The organism is Anabaenopsis elenkinii CCIBt3563, from assembly GCF_015245355.1.
GTDB classification, from domain to species: domain Bacteria; phylum Cyanobacteriota; class Cyanobacteriia; order Cyanobacteriales; family Nostocaceae; genus Anabaenopsis; species Anabaenopsis elenkinii.
This window is the reverse complement of record NZ_CP063311.1, coordinates 877657-902994: the sequence shown is the minus strand read 5'-3', so window position 1 is coordinate 902994 and position 25338 is coordinate 877657. Positions and strand designations below refer to the sequence as shown.

The following is a 25338-nucleotide window of genomic DNA, read 5'->3' as shown; positions in this document are numbered from 1 at the left end:
TCTTACCGATACAAGTCAGTCCACAGATTCTCACCCCCCCAGTTTCCCACAATTAAGATTATGCAAACAGTCACCGAACTGCAAACACGACTCGAACATTACTACCAGCAAATCAAGACAATCATCCTCGCGCGTCAGAATCCAATTACCGGTTTACTTCCTGCGAGTACAGCCATCACCGCCCATGGTGATTATACAGATGCTTGGGTAAGGGATAATGTTTACAGTATTTTGGCAGTTTGGGGTTTAGCACTGGCATATCGCAAGACTGACGAAGACAAGGGACGCACCTATGAACTAGAGCATAGTGTCACGAAATTGATGCGGGGACTACTATTTGCGATGTTGCGTCAATCCCATAAAGTCGAGAAATTTAAACATACTCAGTCACTCCTGGATGGCTTACACGCCAAATACAACACAGCTACCGCTGACATTGTGGTTGGAGATGATGAATGGGGACACTTACAAATTGATGCCACATCTATATTTTTACTGATGCTGGCACAAATGACCGCTTCAGGATTGCAAATTATTTACACTATTGATGAAGTAAATTTTATCCAAAACCTGGTTTACTACATTGGACGCGCTTACCGGACACCAGATTATGGCATTTGGGAACGAGGTAATAAAATTAATCATGGTAGTGCTGAACTCAATGCTAGTTCTGTCGGTATGGCTAAGGCCGCTTTAGAAGCTATTAATGGTCTAAATTTGTTTGGTGTGCGTGGTGGTGAAGCATCAGTTATTCATGTCCTACCAGATGAAATCGCCCGCGCTCGAATTACCTTAGAATCGTTATTACCTAGAGAATCGGCTTCTAAAGAAATAGATGGCGCACTGTTAAGTATTATTAGTTATCCTGCTTTTGCGGTAGAAAATGTGCAATTACGCGATCGCACATTTAATGATATTATTCGTAAACTCCAAGGAAAATATGGCTGTAAACGCTTCTTACGGGATGGACACCAAACGGTTTTGGAAGATAGCCAACGCTTACACTATGAACCTTGGGAACTGAAGCAATTTGAGCATATTGAATGCGAGTGGCCATTATTTTTTACTTACTTATTTCTTGATGGTTTGTTCCGTGGTGACAGTCAGCAAGTTAAAGATTACCAGGAACGTTTGCAGTCATTACTCATGGAACGTCATGGAGTGGGTTTATTACCAGAATTGTATTATGTCCCAGCGGAAAATGTAGCAGCGGAAAAATTAACCCCCCACAGTCAAACTCGCTTACCTAATGAAAACATCCCCTTAGTCTGGGCGCAAAGTTTATATTTTCTCGGTCAACTATTACATGAAGGATTAATCGCTATTGGCGATATTGACCCATTAGGAAGACATCTATGTATAGGTAAAAAACGCGAGGCTGTAGTACAAATTGCTTTATTGGCTGAGGATGAGGAATTACAAGCTAAACTAGAAGTTCATGGAATTGAGACTCAAACACCCCACCAAGTAGAACCAATTCAAGTCAGAAAAGCTGAGGAACTTTCGGCTATTTATACTCAAATTGGACGCAATGATAAACTGGGTTTAACTGGTCGTCCTGTGCGGCGGTTACGGAGTTTGAGCACATCTCGATTTTTTCGGATTCACGGGGAGACAATTGTATTTTTACCTTCGTTTTTAGATTCTCAACAGTTTTATTTAACCCTTGATTATCATTTTTTACTGGATCAAATCAGAAGTGAACTGGCTTATATTCGAGATTATTGGATTGATTTAGGTCGTCCTACTTTAACTTTAATGTTAACCCATACTATGTTAGAAATCGGTTCTCAGGCTTTATTGGAACTGATGCAGGAACTTAAAGATGGTGTGTGTAATGGTGTAAAGGTCAAGTTGGGACGACTCAATCAACTGATGCTAACAGCGGGGATGCAAAGGATTGATTTTCTCCCAGATGCAGACTTCTCCCAATCACCAATGCAAAATGCTGCTTCACCTTGCTATTATCTGGCTTATCATCCCGGGGATCGGTTAGGGAATACTCAAGAATTTCAGATGGAGTGTGAGACTAATTTAAAATTTTTGCTGGCTTCTTTGCGCTCATCGTCAAATATCTATGAACAAATCGAATTATTACAAACTTTAATTCGCTTGCAGGGATTGAGTTTTGATACCGGTTTTGGCGGGCCACAGCACCCTGTGACGGTGGCTGATTTACTGGATGAAGTCTACACGAAAGCCGGGAATTTAGGTATTTGGGCGGTGGTACGTCGCGCCGCTGGTTTACGACAAATGGTTGATATTGGTTTATCAGATACAGTCACGAGTATTTTAGTTAGAGGTAAGCAAATCGCTGTGGGTAGAGCTTACAGTCAGTCATCACTGATGACAGTACCTATGTCCCACCGAGAAATTACTGAGAAAATAAATAATTTCTGTCGCGAAGATATCCGTGATCGCGTCCTCACACAAGAAATTATTATCTATCTTGGGGTGTTAATGCGATCGGAACCTCAACTGTTTAAAGGGTTGCTAACTCTGAGAGTTGGCTATCTGATCTTGTTAATTACCAGTGAATTAGCACAAGAGTTGGGTGTCACTCAAGATGAAGCCTACGAGCACTTGATGGAACTGTCACCCTTTGAAGTGAAAATGCGCTTGCATCAAGTATTAAGAGGTTACACAGGTATTAGTAAGTTATTACGCCAACAAGAATCACTACACATCAAGCAAAAGGAAAGTGATATTGCTTGGGTAGTGCTACCGACAAAGGGAAAAGAATCAAACACAGTCCCCCCGGGTGGTTGGCGGAGATTTCGCCAAGGTGAAGGGGCGTTAAATCGAGTCCCCAAAGACTTTTTCCAGCAAGTTTGGCTATTAATGAAACATTGTAAAGGAATTGTGATTGGCGATAAACTAGAGCGTCGCAATCGCTTGGATAGTGAGTTAATTTTATCAGAAATGACAGCCGGGGAAAAGAACTTTGCCCTGAGAATTGAACATTTACTGAATAAAATTGAGGCTCCAGAATACCGCCAAGTTAATGTTGAGGCCTTGATGGAATTAGCCACAATCATCGCCAATAATCCCAACTTACAAATTGAGGAGTACATAGTTTTAGATGTATTAATTGGCCATGCGGTGCGGTTAGCATGGTTAGAACAACATCCTGAACGAGGCGATCGCTATGATGAAGATAAAGCTTCAGCCTGGCAATACTTTTATAATACCTCTCCTCAAGATTGTATGAGTTATATATTGAAAGCCTTGAGATTCTTAACAGAATTTGTCAAAGATATTTAAATCCAGATTCACACCCAGGGGACGCACATCAAGATTTGTCTTGTGCGTACCTTGGGGTAGAAGTTTTTCACTCCACAGACACCGCATCAACATCAACAGTTTGAGTACTAGGTTGATCAGCACCCTGACGGGACTTTAAACCTGAGAGTAATAACCCAGACACCTCGGAAAAAACTATAGACAAAAGCAAAAAGTCATCAATTTGTCCGAGAATCGGTATAAAGTCGGGAGAAATATCTATAGGGCTGAGAATATAAACCAGTGTTCCTAAAATCACCCACCAACGATAAATAGGATTACGAAGTAAGTTACGATACCAAGTATATACTAATTGGATTGGAAATTTCATGTCTTGTGCCTCCAGTGATTATTCATAATTTTGACAAACTCTCAGATACATTCCCGGTAGGAATAACCGTCCCATGTAGTATGGAAGACGCCAGTAACTTTCCTGGGCTAAATATTTGCCGAAAGATTTTGTAGAGGAATATGTAATTATGCATTAATCTTGAGAATTAAAGTGCTTTGGGATAGTTGCTGTTGAAATCGAAAGAGGAAACCTAACAGTGGATATTTTAGATTTGTTTGAAAAGGGCGGCCCGGCTATGTGGCCTTTGCTGGCGCTGTCGATTCTGTCTATCAGTGTGATTTTCGAGCGGTTGTGGTTCTGGCTGCGAATCCTGACCCAAGAAAAGCAAATTGTAGATCGTGTCTTAAATAGTGCCAAAGATAGTTGGGAAGTAGCGGCGGATATTGCTAGAAGGGCTCGCCATCAACCCATTGGACGTTTTCTTTATGCCCCCTTAAGCTTACACAAAAGTGATCCGGAAACCTTTAGATTAGCATTAGAGTCCACAGCAGAAGATGAATTAGCTGGGATGCGCCGGGGGGAGAAACTCTTAGAAGTTATCATCGCCCTATCTCCTCTTTTGGGATTGCTGGGTACTGTTTTGGGTTTAATCCAGTCTCTACGTTCAATTCGCATTGGTGATTTAGGAACCGAATCTACAGCTGGTGTCACTACTGGTATTGGTGAATCTTTAATCAGTACCGCTGCTGGGTTGATAGTGGCCATTATCAGTTTGGTTTTTTATCGCCTATTTCAAAGTTTTGTAGTAGACCAGGTGAAAATTTTTCGCAAAGCTGGTAATGAGATGGAATTACTATATCGTCAGTCTCCCCCTGACTATGAAAAAATTCATTCTTTCATGGTTACCGAGTCCTTAGAAGACAGTAATACCCCTGGGAGCAGCAAAGACAAAAACCCGTTTGCTGAACCTCCTGAACCCCCCCAAACAGCTGAGTCATAAGATTCTCAGATGTAGTCAAAAATTCTACACCCCCAGGTATGAAAATTAATCTACAGAGTCCAGTTGAAGAAACACAAATTCAAATCCTTCCTTTAATTGATGTCGTTTTTTGCATTCTGACCTTTTTTCTATTGGCGGCTTTGCAATTTACTCGACAACAGGCGATTAATATTGATTTACCTAAAGCTAGTACAAGTACGGCTACTGGTCTCATCTCAGAGAATGCCACTCGCATTATCACTCTTGATGCTATAGGTAATCTTTACATAGAAAAGCAGCCTGTACAACGAGATCAGTTAGTACAAAACTTAAGAAAATATCTCGCAGATAACCCTAATGGAACTTTGGTGTTAAATGCGTCTCGCACAGCCACCTATAATGACGTAATTTCAATCTTAGACTTGATGCGACAAGTGGGTGGCGATCGCGTTTCCTTGGGAATCATACCAGGCCCGTCTCCATTATCGAGTGACTCATTTAATAATTTGCCTAGTTTTCCCATGGTACCAGTTCCAGGGATTAATCCTAATATGATCTCGCCAGTTTTGCCTACTGAACCAGCCCCCCAAGTCCCTGTAGCACCTGAAACTACCCCTCCCCCCGAAAGCTAATATAAAATTATAGAAACTCCCCCGTAACCCCTCTTCTGAGCCAGCAGAGGGGTGTATTTTCATTCCAATTCCCAGGGGTTAAAGCTAAAGATATATGGAATAAAGTATGTTTAGATAAAAATATCTGTTAATTTATAAATAATTGGTTAAGCTGCAAAAATTTATCCCTGGTCAGAGTTAGTAATTTAGCGCCGATCACCGTTCACGTTTCAAGGGTTGTGGCATGAATATTGTGACGCTTTTAATTGTTTGGGTAGTAACATCTATCAGCTTACTGATTATTAGCAAGCTCCCCTTGGGAGTGGAAGTTGACTCTCCACAAAAGGCATTTTTATCGGCGGTAGTTCTCGGTATTGTCACAGCAGTAGTGAGACCTATTTTAAGCCTCATATTTACAGTTCCCGATTTACTGACCTTCAACTTGTTATCCGGCATTTTCACATTTATGATTGCCGTTGTGTGTTTTAGTATTGCCGCTTGGTTAGTAGAGGGGTTTCGCTTACGTTTTGGGATCTGGAGTGCTGTACTAGGAGCTTTTGCCCTGAGTATCATCAACAGCCTGATTTACAAATTATTAGGTGTTTAAGGCAGAAAGTACTAATTCGTAGTTCGTAATTCCCAATTAATTGAGGTAGCAACTCCTCAACTTATGAGTGGAAACAATCAAATTTGTTCCTGAGCAAGAACTACGAATTACGAATTATACTGACTATTCGGTTACAGATGGGGGAGCAACTGGGGTAGTAGTTTGTTGTTGACGCTGTTCACGTTTCTTGCGATCAGCTGATACCATATCTGCCATAACTACAAGGGCTTGAGCCATCTTTTCCAGATTGGAACTGTATAGTTCCAAATCCTTAGTAAGTTTTTCATCAGATAGATGTAAGCCAGCTGCAATGGTTGTTAATGCGGCAGTGCGTTGTTTTTCATCTTTGACTAACTCAGGGGCAGATTGTTCTAATAATGTGAATAAACCAACTGCAAATAAGCGGCTGTATTTAAACTGGGAATTATTAGCGATCGCTTGTAATTGTGCTTGCAGATCGGGATCTCGATCTAAATGAGTAGTTTGGCTTAACCAAGCAATTAAATCCTGGGCTGGTAGGTCTTGAGCCAAAGCTTGCAGGCGTTGGGCATCTTCTCGGTAGCGTTGGGGTTCTTGCTCCACAGCCTGACATATGGCATTAAAAATCGATTCCTGATCCCGTTCCGGTTGGTAACCTTGCATAAAGCGGTCAAAGCTTGTAACCACACCCAGGGCATAAATTGGGTTGTAGGTAAAACTACTATTGACTGATAGGAGATGCATTTCTACCATCAACTCTTCCACCACCCGACGATAAATAGTGTTAATGGGTCGGGTGTGAAGGGAGTAAAAAGTTCGTTTAGTATCTGAGACAGTACGGACGTTATTCACAAATAAAATGTTAAGAATGTTAAGAGCGACGTTATTATATTTTGTCGCTTAAAGGTGACTTTGCCAAGTTCAGGTTTCCGATCCGGATTATTTATGAGTTTTTCGCCAAATTTAATTGCCTTAGGCAAGTATTTAGCTGGTAGATTTGATAATCAAGAACAAGCTTTGGCTGATTCAGTGTGGTTTGTCCACCTACATCTTTGGCAACGACCAGTTGATTTGTTTACACAAGATAGTATTACCTTATTTGCCGAGCAGGCTAATATTGTCAATTTAGACCGTCCTTATCGCCAGCGAATTATGCGGTTGATGTCTGGGATTAGCTCTGAGAGTCCTTTGCAGGTACAATATTATATGCTCAAGGAACCAAGTGCTTTTAGTGGTGCAGGTCGTAATCCGGCTTTACTGGAAAACTTGACGGAGGATGAATTAGATTTACTACCGGGTTGCATCCTCACAGTTACCCAGGAAACAATAACTGCAAATAGCTATAAATTTACTGGCACTCAACCCCCGGATACTAGTTGTTGTTTTAGTTATCTCAAGCAAATTGTGCGGGTTGCTTTAGGATTTGAAGCCACAGCCGCAGGATTAAATAGTTATGATCGGGGGATAGACTCTGATGGTAAAGCCACCTGGGGGGCGATTCTCGGACCCTATTGTTACAGTAAGCGAGAACAGTATTAACCACTTTATCATCCCCACCTAGGATGAGATAGATGGGGATTTCCGGGTAGTGTTATGGGGTGCTGGCTGTCCAGTTGACCCAATCTTGAGGTTTGAGGAAAATTTCATACAACTGGGCTTCTGGAGTATTGGGTTCTGGCTGATAACCATATTCCCAACGCACCAAAGGTGGTAAAGACATGAGAATAGATTCTGTACGTCCGTTGGTTTGGAGTCCAAAAATGGTCCCTCGGTCATAAACCAAGTTAAATTCTACATACCTACCGCGACGATAAAGTTGGAAATTCCGCTCACGATCGCCATATTCCATTTCTTGTCGCCGTTCCACAATGGGCGTGTATGCGGGCAAAAAGGCCCGCCCACAATCTTGCACCAAAGCAAATAAATCTTCCCATTTGCGGCTTGGTGGTGCGCCCACTTGCTTACTATACATAGCCGCTTGGCCATTGGGGTCAGGACCGCGATATAAAAGACCCTGGCCATCTTGATAATCCAAAAATATACCACCGACACCACGGTTTTCGTTCCGATGCTTCAGGTAAAAATACTCATCACACCAGCGCTTAAACACTGGGTAATAATCTGGATGATGTTGGTCGCAAGCTTGCTTGAGTGTGTTGTGAAAATGGGCTGCATCTTCAGCAAAGGGGTAATAGGGAGTTAAATCAGCACCGCCACCGAACCACCAGACTGGTCCTGCTTCAAAATAGCGGTAATTGAGGTGAACTGTCGGCACATAGGGATTGCGGGGGTGTAATACCAGAGAAGTACCTGTAGCATAAAAACCCTGTCCTGTGGCTTCTGGGCGTTGGGCTAAAATCGAGGGGGGTAGATGAGAACCCCAAACTTCAGAAAAATTTACACCAGCTTGTTCAAATACTCTACCATCACGCAGAACCCGCGATCGCCCGCCGCCTCCTTCGGGACGTTTCCAAGTATCTTCATGAAAGTTACCCACACCATCTATGGCTGCCAGTTTTGCGGTAATTTCATCTTGTAGCTGTTTCATAAACTGACTTACCCTCGACTGAGAATCAGTTGGGGGTAAAAACTCAGATGGTGTTGCGTCTACAGTTGGCGTTTGCGAATTAGTCAACATAGATTCCGGGACTTAAATTACAATTTCTAAAAGGGCACAAACTCGTTTATTCTCGAACTTGTGGACAAATTCAGCCAATTTATTAGCTGAATTTGCCTAATCTGCTTTTGTCTTACTTGTCAGCATTTACAAGATTGATGAGCATGACTAGAGTTATTTTCCCTCAAATGCGTATAGGCTTGTATATTAACTGAGTTTTTTTTTGTACTTCTTGATATAAACATTCTGGTATCAACCAGCGATCTCCACTTTGAGGTAACCTGATTCACCATACCAGAGTAATCAGCAAGTGCACAGCGAGGAGGATTAGGCAAATGCAAAGTTGGTTATCCAAATGCATCTACCGCAAACGTCGTCGGTTTTGCGCCTCTCTGGTACGGACGTATCGAGAGATTAGTTTTGCGTCCATAGATGAGATGTGGCTTAAGGTAGTGGATTTAACAGATGTTTCCTGGCATCCCCTGCTCAAAAGTACTAACGTACCCTATGGATTAGTACCCAAACCCGGATTAATTTACCAAGCCATTACCCGTTTTTCCCCTATTCCCATCCGGATTTTTGTGGAGGGTGTTAAACCTCATGAAATGTTAAGTATCCGAGTCATGGCGATTCCAGGTATCGAAGAACGAGTTACTTACCGATTAGAGTCCACAGTTTGTGGTACTTGTTTATCTTATTCAGTGACTTTCCGGGGTTGGTTATCCCCCCTGATTTGGTCATTATCCCGACCTTATGCAGATCGTGTGGCACGTTCCTTGGTTGAATACGTAGAAAAGGCTCGATTAGCAACAGTTTCACAGCCGGAAAAAATCACTCAACGATATTTGTTTTGATTGTTCAGGAATGAGAGCCACCTGCCAAACACGGTTAACATCATAGTAGATGATGTTAAAAATTTCTTAAATTTTGTTACAGTATGTACGATATTTTGGATTCCAACTCAGTTTTAGAAGTTTTGCGACCGGTAGAAGACCCAGAACTCCGCAAGAGTTTGGTGGAACTGAATATGATTCGCAACGTCAAAATTGAGGATGGCAAGGTTAGCTTCACTTTGGTGTTAACGACACCAGCTTGTCCGTTACGTGAATTTATTGTTGAAGATTGCCAAAAAGCAGTTAAAAAGCTACCTGGTGTTACCGAGGTCAGTGTAGATGTCACCGCAGAAACACCCCAACAAAAAAGCTTGCCAGACAAGACCGGGATTAGTGGGGTGAAAAACATTCTGGCTGTTTCCAGTGGTAAAGGCGGTGTTGGTAAAAGCACAGTGGCGGTGAATGTAGCTGTGGCTTTAGCACAAACAGGGGCAAAAGTGGGATTACTGGATGCCGATATTTACGGACCCAATGACCCGACTATGCTGGGGCTAACTGATGCGGAAATTGTTGTGCGTCCCACAGACAAAGGTGACATTCTCGAACCTGCGTTTAATCACGGTGTGAAATTAGTTTCCATGGGGTTTTTGATTGACCCAGATCAGCCAGTGATTTGGCGCGGTCCCATGCTCAATGGTGTGATTCGCCAGTTTCTTTATCAAGTAGAATGGGGAGAAATTGATTATTTAATCGTTGATATGCCACCGGGAACCGGGGACGCTCAATTAACTTTAACTCAAGCAGTACCAATGTCAGGGGCTGTAATTGTGACTACACCGCAAAATGTAGCCCTGTTAGATTCACGTAAAGGTTTACGGATGTTCCAGCAAATGAATGTCCCTGTGTTGGGAATCGTAGAAAATATGAGCTACTTTATTCCACCGGATATGCCAGATAAGCAGTATGACATCTTTGGCTCTGGTGGCGGATCCAAGACAGCATCTGAGTTAGGAGTACCTTTGCTAGGGTGCATTCCCCTAGAGATTTGCACTAGAGTAGGCGGTGATAGTGGTGTGCCAATAGTTATAGCAGATCCAGATTCAGCTTCAGCACAAGCATTAAGAGCGATCGCTTTTAATATCGCCGGTAAAATATCGGTGGCCGCTCTGACATAACCAAGTGGTTCTTTTCGGATTCCTGGGTTATAGCCCGGGAATTTTTATTAAATAAAAGTATAAATTAATATATGACTTTCAAACATTTTACCCCCATAGTTCGCTGGAAATATTGGCTTAATTCCTGGCATCAAATGGATTGGATGCTATTTTTCCTGACTCTAGGAATTAGTATATTTGGTGGCTTAATGATATTAAGTACGGAATTAAGGCAACCAGTAGCTGACTGGTTCTGGCACTGGTTAGTGACGGGTATCGGCGTTGTGATAGCCATGTTTTTAGCTCGTAGCCGTTATGAAAATCTCATGAAGTGGCATTGGGTAACATACGCACTCACGAATCTCAGTCTGATCGCGGTGATGATCATTGGTACTAGCGCGAAAGGAGCCCAGCGATGGATTAGCATTGGTGGGTTTAACGTCCAGCCTTCGGAATTTGCCAAAGTGGGACTGATTATCACCTTAGCGGCTGTATTACACAAGCGCACAGCCTCCACCCTAGAAAATGTATTCAGGATTTTGGCAATTACTGCTATTCCTTGGGCATTAGTATTTTTACAGCCGGATTTGGCCACATCTTTGGTGTTTGGTGCCATCGTTTTAGGAATGCTGTACTGGGCAAATGCTAATCCTGGCTGGCTGCTGTTGATGATTTCGCCAGTAATTTCTACTATTCTGTTCAGTATAAATTGGCCTTTGTCAGAGCCAATAAATGTATTTAATATATTATTTTTCGGAGTTTTAGGATTAGTTTGGGTAGTGGCTATGGGTATTGTAGGGTGGTATACTCTCCCCTGGCGTCAATCTGTCCTCAATGGTATTGGTGCATCAGCCCTCAACTTGTTAGGTGGTGAATTGGGAGTTTTTGTCTGGGAGCATATATTGAGGGACTATCAAAAAAACCGCCTGACGGTATTTCTTAGACCTGGATACGATATTTTTGGAGTTGGCTATCATCAACACCAGTCTCGCATCGCTATAGGTGCTGGTGAGGTTTGGGGATGGGGTTTGTTCAAAGGGCCGATGACACAACTAAATTTTGTCCCCGAACAACATACAGACTTTATTTTCTCTGCAGTGGGGGAGGAATTAGGTTTTGTGGGTTGTTTAGTGGTGCTTTTGGTGTTCTGTTTGATTTGCTTTCGCCTATTGCGTGTAGCTCAAACTGCTAAGGATAACTTTGGTTCATTGTTAGCTATTGGGGTTTTGTCAATGATCTTATTTCAGCTAATTGTTAACGTAGGGATGACTGTTGGTTTAGCCCCTGTAGCAGGAATTCCCCTACCTTGGATGAGTTACGGACGTTCAGCGATGTTGACTAATTTCATTGCTTTAGGTTTAGTACAGTCGGTAGCCAACTTTCGACGACAAAGACGTAAATATTACTCTTGAATTAGTCTTGACTACGGGGATAAACACAGAAGAAATGCACCATTGATGGGGGGGATTAATTAATTGAAATCAAGATGGGAACTTTCAGAATGATTATGTATATAAACATCTCTGATAGGAAAGGGAATTTGGATTCCTTCTTGTTGGTAGCGCTTATGCAGTTTCTTAATCAGTAAGTGTTTACCAATCTGCTGGTCAAAATATTCTTTTACCCGCATAGATAGTCTAAAGTCTATACTAAAATCATTAAAAGTATGAAATCTAATAATAGGTTCATTTTCTATTAATTCTGGGGAAATTTCTTGCATCACCTCTTTAGCGACTTCTAGGGTAACTCTTTCTACTTGTTCTAAATCACTTTCATAACCGATACCGATATCCATGGTTAAGGTAATTGCTTTGACTGGTAGGTGATAGTTAGTAAAAATCGTCGATGCCAGGCGAGAATTAGGTACAATGATGATATTGTTTTTAATTTCCTTAATATTTGTATTTCTCCAAGTGATATCTGTGATGTAACCTTCATATCCATCATCCAATTTTATGTAGTCTCCAGTTCTGATTTGTTTGGAAATAATCAGATAAAAACCGGAAAATAAATTAGCCAATGTATCTTGTAATGCAAAACCTACGGCTAAACCAACAACACCTAAACTGGTAACTATGGGTGTAATTTGCACCCCGACAGTTTGGAGGAGGATAAGTATTCCTAAACCTAAAACAGTAATCTTGGCTAGGTTAGAAATTAATGATGCGGGTATTCCTTCGGTTCTTTGTATGAATAAATTAACAAACCCAGCAGTCAATCTAGCTAAAACTAGGGTGGCTGAGTAAAGCAATAAACTGGTAATTATTTTTTGCAGGATAATTTTAATATCATTGTTGATATTCAGGGAAGAATACAAAAAAGCCCCAGAGAACCCTGCTAGTAAAAACCAAAAAAATGTCATGCGGTGTAAGGCTGTAAATATGATGTCACCGCCTGGTATTTGTTTTTCAATAACAAATTCTCTGAGTTTTTTAAAAAAAACTTTTTCCCCAATCAATCCACCTAGGAAGCCCAGGAGAATAAATGCTATTGGTACAATCCATTGTTGCATCATTAACTTAATTAACTTATAATTGTATATTTTTTTGAAAAATTAGCTTATTTACTGGTAATTTTAGATCATGGAATTGCCAATTATTTATCATCCAGATTATATTGCATCATTGCCCCCTGGGCACCGCTTCCCCATGTCTAAGTTCGGAGAACTCTATAAATTGCTGTTAGCTGACGGTGTGGCGCAAATAGAACAATTTCACCTACCCAAACGCCCACCCCAGGAGTTAATTGAGTTGGTTCATACTCCAGAATATGTTCAAGCTTACTGTGAGGGAAAATTAACAACAAAAGCACAGCGTCGTATTGGCTTACCTTGGAGTCTAGAACTGGTGAATCGTACTTGCGTCGCGGTTGGTGGTACAATACTTACTGCTCAGATGGCAATCAGTCAGGGTTTAGCTTGTAATACAGCTGGTGGTACTCATCATGCTTTTCCTGATTATGGGTCCGGTTTTTGTATTTTCAACGATTTAGCGATCGCTTGTCGAGTGTTACAAAAACTGGGACTGGTACAAAAAGTTCTGATTGTGGATTTAGATGTGCATCAAGGGGATGGTACAGCTTTAATTTTCCAAGAGGATGACAGTGTATTTACTTTCTCTATGCACTGTGAAGTTAATTTCCCTGGTACTAAACAAACCAGTGATTTGGATGTTCCCTTGAGGGTGGGAATGGAAGATGAAGAATATTTACAAACTTTGGCAAATTATTTACCAGATTTGCTTTCCAGTATTCGCCCTGATTTAGTATTATACGATGCAGGGGTAGATATTCATATCGGCGATCGCCTAGGAAAATTAGCCCTGAGTGATACGGGAATTTTCCGTAGGGAAATGCAGGTTTTAAGTACCTGCGTGGGTGCTGGTTATCCTGTAGCTTGTGTTATTGGTGGAGGTTACGCCGATGATATGAGGTCTCTGGTTTGGCGACACTCTTTGTTACATCGTGCTGCTACTCAGGTTTATCATCAGTACAGACTATAAATTAGTTTCCACCATTGGCGCAGTGGTTGTCAATTTTTCCCAAGTGTAAATTTCAGCGTATCTATGGCCACTTTTTCCCACAAGCAAATTTACCAAAACTGGAGCTATAAATGTTTAGGTTCAGTGGCTCAAAATCAGATACTTGATTTACTAGGTCAAGAAGTCTGTCTGTTTTATGTGCGTCGTCAAGGTGCGGGAAAACATCAAGATGAGGAAATTTTACAGTTAACAATTGCTACTGACCGAGATGATTTTCCCTTACCTGCAAAGCTAGAAAAACAAGGAAAAACTTTAGGTTTAATTGCAGCGATTTCCGAGAATGGACTAGGTGGGTTAAAAATTTTATCAATTCGGTTGCTACCACTTCAACTGGGAGAAGTTGATGGTTACTCTGTTACTTTTCCCTTACGGTTGCTCCCTCATGCTCAAGATCGTTTAGGTATTCCTAAAGCTGCATTAGCAAGCATAGAAAAAATGCCTATTTGTGGTGAACATATACCCACAGAAGAACAGTTACAAGCTTGGAAAGCATTTTTACAAGTTGAGGAAAATATTGCTAAGTCGCGTCAGTTTTGTGTGGGGTTTGTCGGTAATAATTATGTGCGCAATAGCAGAGATATTACCTTTGAAGTAGATGTTACCTCAGCTACTCTCGATGGTGCTGAACAAAATTATTTAAATGTATCCAGCTTCTGGGAACGGGTAAAACGTTCCAAAAACCAACAAGTGAAACTTTCGGAAACTGTTCCTACAGGAAAACTCACCTATAAAATTCCTCAACTAGGTACAATTGAACAAGTTGATATAAAAAAATGTTTAATCAAAGTTAAGTTAGAAAGGGAACTAGCTGACTATATCGCTACACAACGTTATCAAGTACCAGTAAAGGGATTTTTATTTTTTGATGCTGCTGGTGATATTCAACAAGTTCGGCGCAAGAAGGAAGCTCTAGAAAAATTAAAGCAGGGACACACTCAAAATCCTTACCTGGGTAAATTTTTATTCGATGCTTCCCAAGCTAGGCCGATTAAAAAAACTGTGTCACTACCAGGGGATGATTTATTATTATCTTCTGCTAATGCTGGACAAAAAGCAGCGGTGGAGAAGGTGTTAGCAGCGGAAGATTTAGTTCTCATCCAAGGTCCTCCCGGTACTGGTAAAACTACTGTAATTGCAGAAATTTGTTATCAAATAGCTCTGCGGGGTGGACGTACTCTAATCGCTTCTCAAGCTAATTTAGCGGTGGATAATGCTTTGAGTCGATTAGTTCACAACCCAGTTATCCGCGCTGTACGCAAAGGACATACCCACAAAGTGGGGGAAGAGGGACAGCCCTTTTTAGAGGATAAAGTTATTGATACATGGCTGGAAAATACGGCAAATGACTGTGAAAATAGTCTGCTTAACCGTCGTGAAAATCTGAAAATATTGGCTCAATTGTTGTTAGCTTTGCCAAAATTTACAGATTATTTAAACTTAGAAGAGGAAATAAATCAGCAACACAATCAATTAAATCAGCAACGGAAAAATTTAGCAGCAAAATGTAAAAATATAGGAGATATTTATCACGAAGGTTTAGCTGATCAAAATCACTTAGAATCTATTTTACCAGGTTTAGATTATTTACTGAAAAATGCCCCGAATATTAATTGGGAAAGTCCAGAGTTTAAAAATTCTTTACCACATATTCACTTATACGTAGAAGATAATACTTTGGTGGCAGATTTTTTTAAAAATGTTAGTCAAGCTATTAATTGGACTGATAAACTGGGTTTAGTCTGTCCTGGTCATGGTCCATTTGGTTTAGGATTTTGGTTGTGTGAAACTGTAGTGGATCAATTGGCTGATTTTAAAGTAGCATTCAATTACGCCCAAGATGCAATTGTGGCTATGTCTGAGGTTATAACAGCAGTGTCTCCTATTAGTCAAAATGCTTACACAGCTATTAATGAACAGGAATTCCTAACTAAACGTCAAACTCTACAGCAGACAATTCAAGGTTGGCAAAACCGTAAACGGGAAATTGATTATGTGATTGCAGCTGTTAAAGAATGGAAGTCTACAGCACCTGTGGTATTATATCAAATAATTAAAGAGTGCCAGCAGTCGGGACAAGTATTAACGCCGGAATTGCTACAGTTACCACTGGGTTTGTTGCTGTTCGCCCAGCAGTTAAAGTTACCTATATTAGCTCAAAAATATCAGCTAAATTTGCCAGATTTTTCAGCTTTAGCAAAGGCTTTTATTTATGAGACAGATGGTGGCTTTGTTGATAGAATTGGCAAAAGACACGGTTTTAGTTACTTTGTAGAGCAAAGTTTTAGTCAAATTCCCATCGTCCTATCTGGGAGCGATCGCACTCAATGGCGTAAAATATACGAAGAGTTTAGTAATTATCAACTTCTGAACCTACATCAGCGCCAATTACTGGTGGAAAATACCCAGTTGTTTTTGCTGAGAATACAGTCAGTCTATGGTCAAGTCTGGGAATTAAATCACCTCGACTCTACCCTGACGCGGGTTAGTGAGGAATTACTCGCTGATATTCTCAGTAATGCGCGTCAATGTGTCGCACGAGTGAAGACCGAAACTGAAAAATACCTGGAATATCTCCAACAGCAATTAACTGAACTGGAGAAAACTACCCAAGAGCAAATATCTGGTAATTCATCTCTAGTAAAAGCAGGGAATTTAAAAGTTGAACAGGTAATGAAGATTTTGCAGTTACTCAACCAACAGCAAAATGTCCCTGATAAATTACGGGGTTTAGTGACAGAATATCTGACAACACCCTCAAAAATTTGGCAATATCCCCAAGAATTTGCAACTCAGGTCAATTCGGGTTTGGGTCACCTCCAAAATTTAGAAACTGTCATCAGTTCTATTCGGCCTTTTGCAGTGTTGGAGGTAATTAAAAAATATTTGGATGACAGGTTTGTAATTCTACAACAACAAAACATACAGACGCAACAGCAACTGCAAGAATATCAAACTGAACTGGAAAAATTAAATCAACAACCGGAGATACAACCCTCAAAAGATTTAATTTCATCTAGAAATTGGTGGAAAGGGTTTTGGGAAACCATACCTGATAAATTTCAGTTAAAAAATATTGATTTAGGCTTATTTAATCTGGAATTCTTACACAATATCAAAGCCCAGTTTAATACTTGGCAAAACCAACTGAGTCAAGAGGAAACTTATCTTAACCGCTACGAGAATTTTACTAAAGATTGGATTGCTAAAGTTAAAAATCCCTCAGAGCGCGATCGCCAGGATTTAAAACGCATTTATTTAGATAACGCTAACGTCGTGGGTATCACTTGTGTCCAAGCTGCAAACTACAACTTTACTCAAGAATTTAAAGCCTTTGATGTGGTGATTGTGGATGAAGTTAGTAAATGTACCCCACCCGAATTACTCATCCCGGCTTTAAAAGGCAAAAAGTTAGTCTTGGTAGGTGACCATCGCCAATTACCACCGATGCTGGATACTAGCACAGTGGTAGAAGTTGCTCAATCACTGGGAAGCACAAAATCAGATCTGCAATTTCTGGAAGAATCATTATTTAAAACTCAGTTTGCAGCTGCTGACAACAGCATTAAACAAATGCTGACTACCCAATATAGAATGCACCCCTCTATTATGGCAGCTATCAATCAGTTTTATCAAGGTAAATTAGAATGTGGGCTTGTAGCACCTGACAGTCAACGCGCTCATAATTTAACAGGGGAAATTGTCCAAACACATCACCATCTTATCTGGGTAAACATCCCCAGTGACCCGGAATTCCAAGAACAAAGGGAAAATACTTCCTATTTTAATCTTCGGGAAGTGGATGTAATAGAAGGCTTGTGTCGGCAATTTGAGCATACCTGGAGTGCTAAAATTGCCAATGGTGCACCTAAAAAAGAAATAGCAGTTATTACATTCTATGGTGCACAACTGAGAAAAATTGAGCAACGTTTACAACCAGAACTATTTCCTTCTTTGGAAATTCGCACAGGGACAGTGGATAGATTTCAGGGAATGGAACGCCCTGTGGTCATTGTGAGTATGGTTCGGAATAATCATCAAGGTGATGTTGGTTTTGCGAAGAAACCAGAACGGGTAAATGTAGCTTTTTCTCGCGCCCAAGAACTACTAGTAATTGTAGGTTGTCATGATTTATTTACCCACCAAGGTGGAAAAGTTGGAGATATGTATTTAGAGATTTCCCATACTGTAAATCGTCAAGGAGGTTTCGTTGATGTTTCTAGGTGCTGCGGCTAAACCTATTGACAAAAAACTCATAAATTTAGTAGAGGAAATTAGCGCCCAAAATCCTCACTTATCAGTTTTAGCAGCCCATGAATTTCGCTATAGTTTACATCAAACTCCTGTAGAAATATCCATCCAGGAACCCCGGGAATTTAATGTACTCGAAGAATTTATTATCCGTGCTGGAATTGAGTTCTCACCTCCACCTACAGAAGATGAATTAGCATCCATATTAGGACTTGATCCTATATTTGTCCACAGTACCGCTGCCAATTTGCAAGAGCTACAAACCTTATCTGCAACATCGCCGATTACAGTTACAAATCAAGGACGAGCTTTTTACTCCCAAGGTGCTGTACCACAACCTGCATATCCTGTACAAATATATGCTATTTCCGATGCTTTGGACGCAAAGCTGATATTTTCTACTGAACCATGGGATGATGTGTGTTTAAGTTTACCTGATTTAGCAGATTGGATCAAAATTGCCCGTAAAATTAATGATATACCGGCTTTAAGTATTGAAAAGATCCAGAAATGTATTCAATTGTCAGGTTTAGATTTTCATGCCCCAGAATTAGGTAAAATTGTCACCAAGTGTAAAGTTTTAGCGCCGGCGCAAATTATCTGGAAAAGTATATTTCTGTTTGTGATTTACGATGCTGTGGAACAAAAACTGAGGATCCAAATTAGAAGCGGTAAGCAAATTTTAGTATCAGCATCAAAACGCATGGAGGTATTGCAAGGTAAAGGTAAAATACCTTGGGAAGCCTTATGTCAATTATCCTCTAAAGCTCTTAAGGAGCGTGAAGCTAGTCTTAATTATAAAAATGCTCAAATAGAATCTAGATTGGCAAAAATTACCCCAACGGCTTTAAAGTTAGGTGATGCACAAGTTACCCGCACTTTTCCAGAAATTTTAAATTCTGCTCAACGGCAAATTATCATGTATTCTCCTTGTTTGGGTGAAGATATGATCAATCAGGAATTTCTGACGGTGTTCCAAAGGTTGACTAATGATGGAGTGCGGGTTTTAATTGGATATGCAACTTCACCAGCAGATGTTTTAGAAAAATTACGCTCTATCAAAACGCTTCAGGGTTTATCATCTGTACAGCTTTTATATCTGGCTGATTCCCATATCAAAGAGATTATAGTTGATCAAGAAATTTATCTTTGGGGATTTTATGACTGGGTTTCTTGTGGTGGCGAATACTTACCACATGGTGAGTCTGTCTATAAGGTAACTGCTCCCCAACAGGTTGAGGAAGCATATCAATTTATGGTTCATCGTTGCCAAAATCATGCACAAAGTCAATGGGATATAGCTTTAGAAAAGCGTGATTTGCAATTAGCTGTAGAGTCTTTGTGTGTGTGGGTGTCCCTGGGTATGGAAAACATCGCCCTCAGGGAGATAGAAAAAGGTGACTGGTGGGAACTTATGCCAGTTTGGTTAGATACTATACTACCAAGTTTAGACTCAAAAAACTTACTAAATGATTCTTTAGGTTTGGCGCTTTCGCTGTTGAGTCAGGTTTCTGGGGAGGAAACTTTTATGGAATCGTTGCAGCAGGGATGGCGTAAAACCATCAAGGCGATCGCCTCTGCTCACCCTGAAACTGCTTTAAACCTACTCAGTAATCAAGTATGGGCTGATTTTGTCCGCCTGAATATTGCTCAGGAGGATGATTCACCCCATAGCTCCATTCTACCGGAAAATTTACCGCCTCACAAGAAACAATCAGTCTCACACTCTGGGGTTAAGTCTCAAAAGTTCAGAAAATAGTAGTTTCAGGGATGAATGTTAAATAATTGTAAATTTTAAGTTAACTTAAATGTAGATGCAAAAATTTGTCTAATTCGATACAATTCTTACATTAGGAGAGGCGAGGAGAACAAAGTGGTCTTATTGAAAGGCTTTGAGATTGAGATGTATACTGGTACCCATCAAGGTGAAATAGTCGGTCTTTCCGACAAAATTGTGGCCTCTTTGGATGGGTTTGTACGGGAACCGGATAGCCGTAATGTGGAATACACTACCCAGCCATTGAGTGATTATGAGAAATTGTTGTGTGCTTTGCTGCGCCCCCGCCGTCAGTTACGGCAATACCTAAAAAAAATAGGTAATTTTACTTTAATCCCTGGTAGTACTTTATCCTTAGGTGGCAGTGATCACTTTTTTCGTTCCAACCCCCATAACCCATATCATGACTACATTGAAAATACCTACGGTACAAAAGTAGTTACTGCCAGTGTTCATATTAATATGGGGATCAGTGACCCAGAGGTATTAATGCGGGCTTGTCGGCTAATTCGTGTAGAAGCCCCTTTATTCCTGGCTTTAAGTGCTTCATCGCCCTTCCTGGATGGTCAGCCAACGGGTTATCATTCCACCCGTTGGGCTGTGTTTCCTCAAACCCCTGCCCATGTGCCGTTATTTAGTAGCCATTCCCACCATATTCAATGGATGGAAGCACAAATAGCTGGAGGAACTATGCAAAATGTCCGGCATTTGTGGACATCAGTCAGACCAAATGGCGATGGTCGTCCTTATGACTTGAATCGTCTGGAATTACGTATTTGTGACTTAGTTACAGACCCCATTACTTTGCTAGCTATTAGTGCTTTTCTGGAAGCGCGGTTGTTGCAGTTAATAGCAAACCCGGATCTCGACCCGTTAACCCAAAGTAGTTTTGACTCCGAAGAATTGCTGGCTCTCACCGCCAGGAACGAAGCAGCTGCAGCTATTGCTAGTCTCGAGGCTCAATTACACCATTGGCAAGACGGTAGACCTATCCTGGCCAGAGATTGGATTGCCCAATTATATCAAGAAGTCTGGGGGATGGCTAAAGAACATGGTTTTAGCTGTTTCTTATCTCCTTTGCAGAAAATTCTCCGCGCCGGTAATGAGGCTCAACAATGGTTACAATTGCACGCAGTGGGTTTTGACTCTCAGCGTGTCCTGACTCAGGCTATTGTCGCCACTGAAGAACGCGAAGTTGAATTAGAAAAAAAATTATGTTCGCCCCTGGTCGCTTAATGGTTCCTTCTTCATCCTTAAGGTAGATTTGGCTACAGGATCTCCAAAATTATTTTCTCTGCCCAAGATTATTGGTGTGTGGGGTTTGAGGGAACTTGTGTTTTGTTAAAAAAAAATAATATCGAGGTGTTACTTAAGATTTATTAGAAAAACCTATGAATAGACTCTATCTAATGATAGAGTTATGATAATTTAAGTATAGAGGCATACAAAAAAATCCGGACAATGCCCCAGGTCGTTTTAGTTTATCCGCAAATACCCCCAAATACAGGTAATATTGCTCGCACTTGTGCCGCAACTGGTACGGAACTACATTTAGTGGCTCCTTTAGGATTTGAAATTAGCGATCGCTATCTCAAAAGAGCTGGTTTAGATTATTGGCCTTATGTCAAACTACACTATCACGAATCGCTAGCAGCCTTTGAGTCCACACACAGACAACGTGGAGGTAGATGGTTAGGCTTCACTGTGCGAGGTAATTGCAATTACGCCACGTTTCAGTTTCAACCGGATGATTGGTTGCTTTTTGGTAGCGAAACCTCAGGTTTACCATCCACAGTCCTGTCAGAGTGCGATGCAAAACTCTATATTCCAATGTCAGAGCCTCATGTCCGTAGTCTGAATCTTTCGGTCAGTGTCGCAGTCAGTTTATTTGAAGCTCATCGTCAGTTGGGTTATTTATTCTAAAAATCCTCAGTTGATCGCAAATCTTGATCTCAGAGTGTAATTGATCGCTGCCAAACACACTCTGGGAAGACCAGCGATATAGTTAAAGATTATACAAAAATACCTGATAAACAGTTTTAGTGATAAATACTCACCAAAACCAACATATTCATATAAGAAATTTGTATATTAACTTTGGGGATATACCGAACTTACGTTATAGATTTTTCTGAACACACCGGGGGGACGAATAGGAGCACAAAGAAGCTCAAAGCCTTTATGTTTATTGATTTGGCACATTTATGTGGCATAAGTAATTCCGAGGAATACAAAAGTAGTTAGAAGTGTGTACGGTTGATTTTTAGGGACAAATCAACGTAAAGTCTCCTATTGATAAGGCGGATCAAGAAAAAAAACCTTGAATATATCTACAACATAGTTCATTGCTTTTCCAAAAACCGGAGATTCTATATTGCTGACGTCCACATGGGGTGGGTGAACATAGAATAAATATTCTTCACTCACTCCTAGTAAGGTTTGCACAAGCATTACAGACAAAGGTCAAAAGTGAAATTTCTATGGTGTGTAGGTAGTGAACTGGACAAGTAAATACAGCAACTTTAAAGTTTTGCATTCCATGTGTGAACTTGTCTAAATCAGAGAAGTAAGTTAATCTTGCGAGAGCATCTCTGGTGAGCGTGATCTTGATCTATCATTTTCGATGTGATCTAAATCATTGACTAGTATCCGACTGAAAAATCGAGATCAGTTAAGCACTAGTGATCATAGGAGGTCGTCTTTGAAACGAGCATTGAAAAAAAGAGAAAAGGCTGTGCTGAAAAATACACCCGACAGTGATGATACCACGGTGGAGAACATAAAAAACCTAAATACTTTATTGAATCCCAAGGTTAATCACCGGGTAGGTAAACAAGCAGCCATGATTAGTTTGGCTATATCCATGGGAGCAAGCAGCCTTTTGGTGACTCGACAAAGTGATCAAGTCCAGGCAGCCCCTCCCGTAGGTAGCCAAAAAGTAGCCTCAACAATTCCTGCTGCCTCTGATAATACAGTGAAATTTTCTGCCACACAGATGGGAAATCAAACAGTCTTCTCAGCAAGGATGCCAAAAAATTCTGTCATCCTCGAACCAAGGGCGATTTCACAATTACCCGGTCTTGAGCCTGAATTGCCAGTTACTGCGAGCCAAACATCTCAGCCAGTTAGTGTTTCTACATCCTTGAACTCAGAATTGACTGGATTAGGGGGATTATCAACTCAGACAGGTAACCTCACAGGAAAACCAGAGGTACAGGTAATAGAAAGTACAGATACTAGTGGTGAAATTAATGCTCAACTCAAGGCGCAGCAAAAATTTGCCCTAAATCGCTTACAAGAAAAATCGAACCGTTTAAGAAACAGTCTGGCGGAGTTGCGGTCTGAGGAGACCAAGAATTTATCAAAAACTCAGAGAGTTTCTATAGAAAGCATAGCAAACCCAGAAGAGTTATCCACTGTCAATCATGACAATACCCAAGATTTAGTATCTGAATTTACACAAACACCACAAACAAGTGAGTCCAATTCCCAAGCTTTAAAAAGACCCCGGCAATTTGTGGCCTTGTCGGGTAGTAAAGATTACGAGGTTAAACCTGGAGACACACTAGCGGCGATCGCTAGTCGGTACAATATTTCCGTCGCAGAACTAGCCCAGGCAAATAATTTGAGCAATCCAGATCAACTCAAAATTAGCCAAAGATTGACTATTCCGGCGACTGAAGTGAGGGGCTTTAGATCCATACATGTACCAATTGTACTTAACTCCAATAGCCCCTACTCGAATACTGCGCCCCAGCCAGCCAACTACCCTGTAACCACCGCCAGTATCTACCCCGGGTTACCTGCCAGTTCATCACAGTTACCAGGATATACCAATAATGACAGTGTGAGTATACCCATACCAGTAATTGCGAATCAGCAGACACAGGTATACACAGAGACAGAACCTACTAATGTTAATGCTGAGGGATTAGGTGGCGATATACCGGTACCAACCATATATGCCCAAAGGCAGCCCGATCAAAACTCCGGTGAAGAAGAGGTCAGCAGCATAGATCATGAAGGTCTGCGTAGCTTACATGCGGAAATCGAGAGATTAAGGGAGAAATACCGCAATCAAAACTCTGGGAATGCCAACAACCTAGTCGCTACAGAACCAGAAAAGGCTCCCATACCCATTCCTGTCGCCCAAACAAATAGCTTATATGGGGAAATCGAGAGATTAAGGGAGAAATACCGCAATCAAAACTCTGGGAATGCTAACAACCTAGTCGCTACAGAACCAGAAAAGGCTCCCATACCCATTCCTGTCGCCCAAACAAATAGCTTATATGGGGAAATCGAGAGATTAAGGGAGAAATACCGCAATCAAAACTCTGGGAATGCTAACAACCTAGTCGCTAAAGAACCAGAAAAGACTCCCATACCCATTCCTGTTGTTACACCAAATCATGCCGCAGCTTCTAGCCGGGCGGCGGGAGGACAGAATACTTCAATTCCCATTTCTATTCCAGCCTATAGTCAATCTGCTAATTCCCAAAACCGTACTCGTGGTAACGAGCCAATCAATCCACAGTTTTCTGCTCAGTTCAATTCATCTGACCAGAAAACAACAACATTTCCCACTAGTGCTGATATCTCTGACAGTCTAGGAGACCGCAGGGGAACCACAGTTACCCCACAAATACAGCCACAGTTACCGCCTTTGGCAGCAGTGGATCAATACCTACCCAAACCTATTGACGCCACTACCCCAGCATTTTCCACCAGTTCCACCACCTATATCTGGCCGGCACGAGGTGTGCTTACCTCCGGCTATGGTAGACGCTGGGGAAGAATGCACAGGGGTATTGATATTGCTAACGCCACTGGTACCCCAATTTATGCAGTCGCTGACGGTGTGGTGGAAACATCTGGCTGGAACCGAGGCGGTTTTGGCATCCTTGTGGATATTCGCCACGCCGATGGCAGTTTGACTCGCTATGCTCACAATAACCGGACTTTGGTACGCGTCGGTCAACAAGTGACCCAAGGACAACAAATTGCTGAAATGGGTAGTACTGGTTTCAGCACCGGTCCACACATTCACTTTGAAATCCACCCACCTGGTAAGGGAGCAATCGATCCTATTGCCTTATTACCAAAGGAACGTTTGTAATTCCTTAACCTAGTTCAAATAAATAATTATCTGATTTATTGAGGGAGCTAAACTCCCTCTTTTGCTTTCTATGCACTTGACACTCCCACGGCTGAAAGCCAGTGGGATTCTTGCTTCCTTCCTGTCGGGTAGACAGGGTAAGAGGATGTTTTCAAAGTTATGAATGTATCAAATATTGTTTTACCCCACCTTCCCTGTTCCCTAAGATGAAAATTACCTGTTGAAAAGTTATAAAACAACCAGTCAGCTTTTTGCTTTTATTTTTGTAAATTACTATATGGGGGATTTTCTATTGCCTTCA

At 41.2% G+C, this 25338-nt stretch carries 17 protein-coding genes and 1 pseudogene; 14 read left to right on the top strand and 4 right to left on the bottom strand.

Annotated features, from left to right (window positions below; translation table 11 throughout):
- The first annotated feature begins 60 nt into the window (after window positions 1–60).
- Window positions 61–3264: a glycoside hydrolase family 15 protein gene (locus IM676_RS04090; RefSeq protein ID WP_200989037.1), complete on the top strand. Its 3204-nt coding sequence runs from the start codon at window positions 61–63 to the stop codon at window positions 3262–3264.
- Window positions 3265–3331: 67 nt separating this feature from the next.
- Here the strand turns inward: IM676_RS04090 and IM676_RS04085 are convergent, their stop codons facing one another.
- Entirely contained in the window at window positions 3332–3613 is a 282-nt protein-coding gene (locus IM676_RS04085) for a YkvA family protein (RefSeq protein ID WP_200989036.1), read from the bottom strand.
- Between the two features lie 217 nt (window positions 3614–3830).
- Here IM676_RS04085 and IM676_RS04080 point away from each other — a divergent pair, with 217 nt between their 5' ends.
- From IM676_RS04080 to IM676_RS04070, 3 genes are all read left to right on the top strand, one after another.
- Window positions 3831–4574: a MotA/TolQ/ExbB proton channel family protein gene (locus IM676_RS04080; protein WP_200989035.1), complete on the top strand. Its 744-nt coding sequence runs from the start codon at window positions 3831–3833 to the stop codon at window positions 4572–4574.
- A 38-nt stretch (window positions 4575–4612) separates the two neighbouring features.
- Complete coding sequence (locus IM676_RS04075; protein ID WP_200989034.1) at window positions 4613–5185, top strand: ExbD/TolR family protein; 573 nt, start codon at window positions 4613–4615, stop codon at window positions 5183–5185.
- Window positions 5186–5408: 223 nt separating this feature from the next.
- Entirely contained in the window at window positions 5409–5771 is a 363-nt protein-coding gene (locus IM676_RS04070) for a phage holin family protein (protein ID WP_200989033.1), read from the top strand.
- 123 nt (window positions 5772–5894) lie between these two features.
- Here IM676_RS04070 and psb29 read toward each other — a convergent pair whose 3' ends face one another.
- A complete protein-coding gene (psb29, locus tag IM676_RS04065) occupies window positions 5895–6602 on the bottom strand; it encodes a photosystem II biogenesis protein Psp29 (RefSeq protein WP_200989032.1) in 708 nt (235 codons plus the stop codon).
- A 93-nt stretch (window positions 6603–6695) separates the two neighbouring features.
- On the opposite strand from psb29, the gene IM676_RS04060 reads away from it, so the two are divergent.
- Window positions 6696–7289, top strand: coding sequence for a chromophore lyase CpcT/CpeT (locus IM676_RS04060; RefSeq protein ID WP_200989031.1), 594 nt, complete (start codon window positions 6696–6698; stop codon window positions 7287–7289).
- 52 nt (window positions 7290–7341) lie between these two features.
- Here the strand turns inward: IM676_RS04060 and hemF are convergent, their stop codons facing one another.
- The gene (gene hemF / locus IM676_RS04055; protein WP_200989030.1) at window positions 7342–8388 is read right to left on the bottom strand and encodes an oxygen-dependent coproporphyrinogen oxidase; all 1047 of its coding nucleotides are present in this window, start codon (window positions 8386–8388) and stop codon (window positions 7342–7344) included.
- 314 nt (window positions 8389–8702) lie between these two features.
- Here hemF and IM676_RS04050 point away from each other — a divergent pair.
- From IM676_RS04050 to rodA, 3 genes and pseudogenes are all read left to right on the top strand, one after another.
- Window positions 8703–9267: pseudogene (locus tag IM676_RS04050) on the top strand (SRPBCC family protein).
- Window positions 9268–9304: 37 nt separating this feature from the next.
- Window positions 9305–10375 carry an Mrp/NBP35 family ATP-binding protein gene (locus IM676_RS04045; protein WP_200989028.1) on the top strand — a complete coding sequence of 357 codons (1071 nt, stop codon included), beginning with the start codon at window positions 9305–9307 and terminating at the stop codon, window positions 10373–10375.
- A gap of 71 nt (window positions 10376–10446) precedes the next feature.
- Window positions 10447–11766 carry a rod shape-determining protein RodA gene (rodA, locus tag IM676_RS04040; protein ID WP_200989027.1) on the top strand — a complete coding sequence of 440 codons (1320 nt, stop codon included), beginning with the start codon at window positions 10447–10449 and terminating at the stop codon, window positions 11764–11766.
- A 59-nt stretch (window positions 11767–11825) separates the two neighbouring features.
- Here rodA and IM676_RS04035 read toward each other — a convergent pair whose 3' ends face one another.
- Window positions 11826–12866, bottom strand: coding sequence for a mechanosensitive ion channel family protein (locus IM676_RS04035; protein ID WP_200990074.1), 1041 nt, complete (start codon window positions 12864–12866; stop codon window positions 11826–11828).
- Window positions 12867–12936: 70 nt separating this feature from the next.
- Between IM676_RS04035 and IM676_RS04030 the strand changes: the two genes are divergently transcribed.
- The 6 genes from IM676_RS04030 (at window position 12937) to IM676_RS04005 (ending at window position 25037) form a co-directional block, all read left to right on the top strand.
- A complete protein-coding gene (locus IM676_RS04030) occupies window positions 12937–13854 on the top strand; it encodes a histone deacetylase family protein (protein WP_200989026.1) in 918 nt (305 codons plus the stop codon).
- A 63-nt stretch (window positions 13855–13917) separates the two neighbouring features.
- Entirely contained in the window at window positions 13918–18126 is a 4209-nt protein-coding gene (locus tag IM676_RS04025; RefSeq protein ID WP_200989025.1) for a DEAD/DEAH box helicase, read from the top strand.
- The gene (locus IM676_RS04020) at window positions 18104–19900 is read left to right on the top strand and encodes a phospholipase D-like domain-containing protein (RefSeq protein ID WP_200989024.1); all 1797 of its coding nucleotides are present in this window, start codon (window positions 18104–18106) and stop codon (window positions 19898–19900) included. The genes IM676_RS04025 and IM676_RS04020 overlap by 23 nt, the downstream gene beginning before the upstream one ends.
- 114 nt (window positions 19901–20014) lie before the next feature.
- Window positions 20015–21154 carry a glutamate--cysteine ligase gene (gene gshA, locus IM676_RS04015; RefSeq protein WP_200989023.1) on the top strand — a complete coding sequence of 380 codons (1140 nt, stop codon included), beginning with the start codon at window positions 20015–20017 and terminating at the stop codon, window positions 21152–21154.
- A gap of 225 nt (window positions 21155–21379) precedes the next feature.
- Entirely contained in the window at window positions 21380–21841 is a 462-nt protein-coding gene (locus IM676_RS04010) for a tRNA (cytidine(34)-2'-O)-methyltransferase (RefSeq protein WP_200989022.1), read from the top strand.
- An 811-nt stretch (window positions 21842–22652) separates the two neighbouring features.
- Complete coding sequence (locus tag IM676_RS04005) at window positions 22653–25037, top strand: peptidoglycan DD-metalloendopeptidase family protein (RefSeq protein ID WP_225880447.1); 2385 nt, start codon at window positions 22653–22655, stop codon at window positions 25035–25037.
- The last annotated feature ends 301 nt before the right edge of the window (window positions 25038–25338 follow it).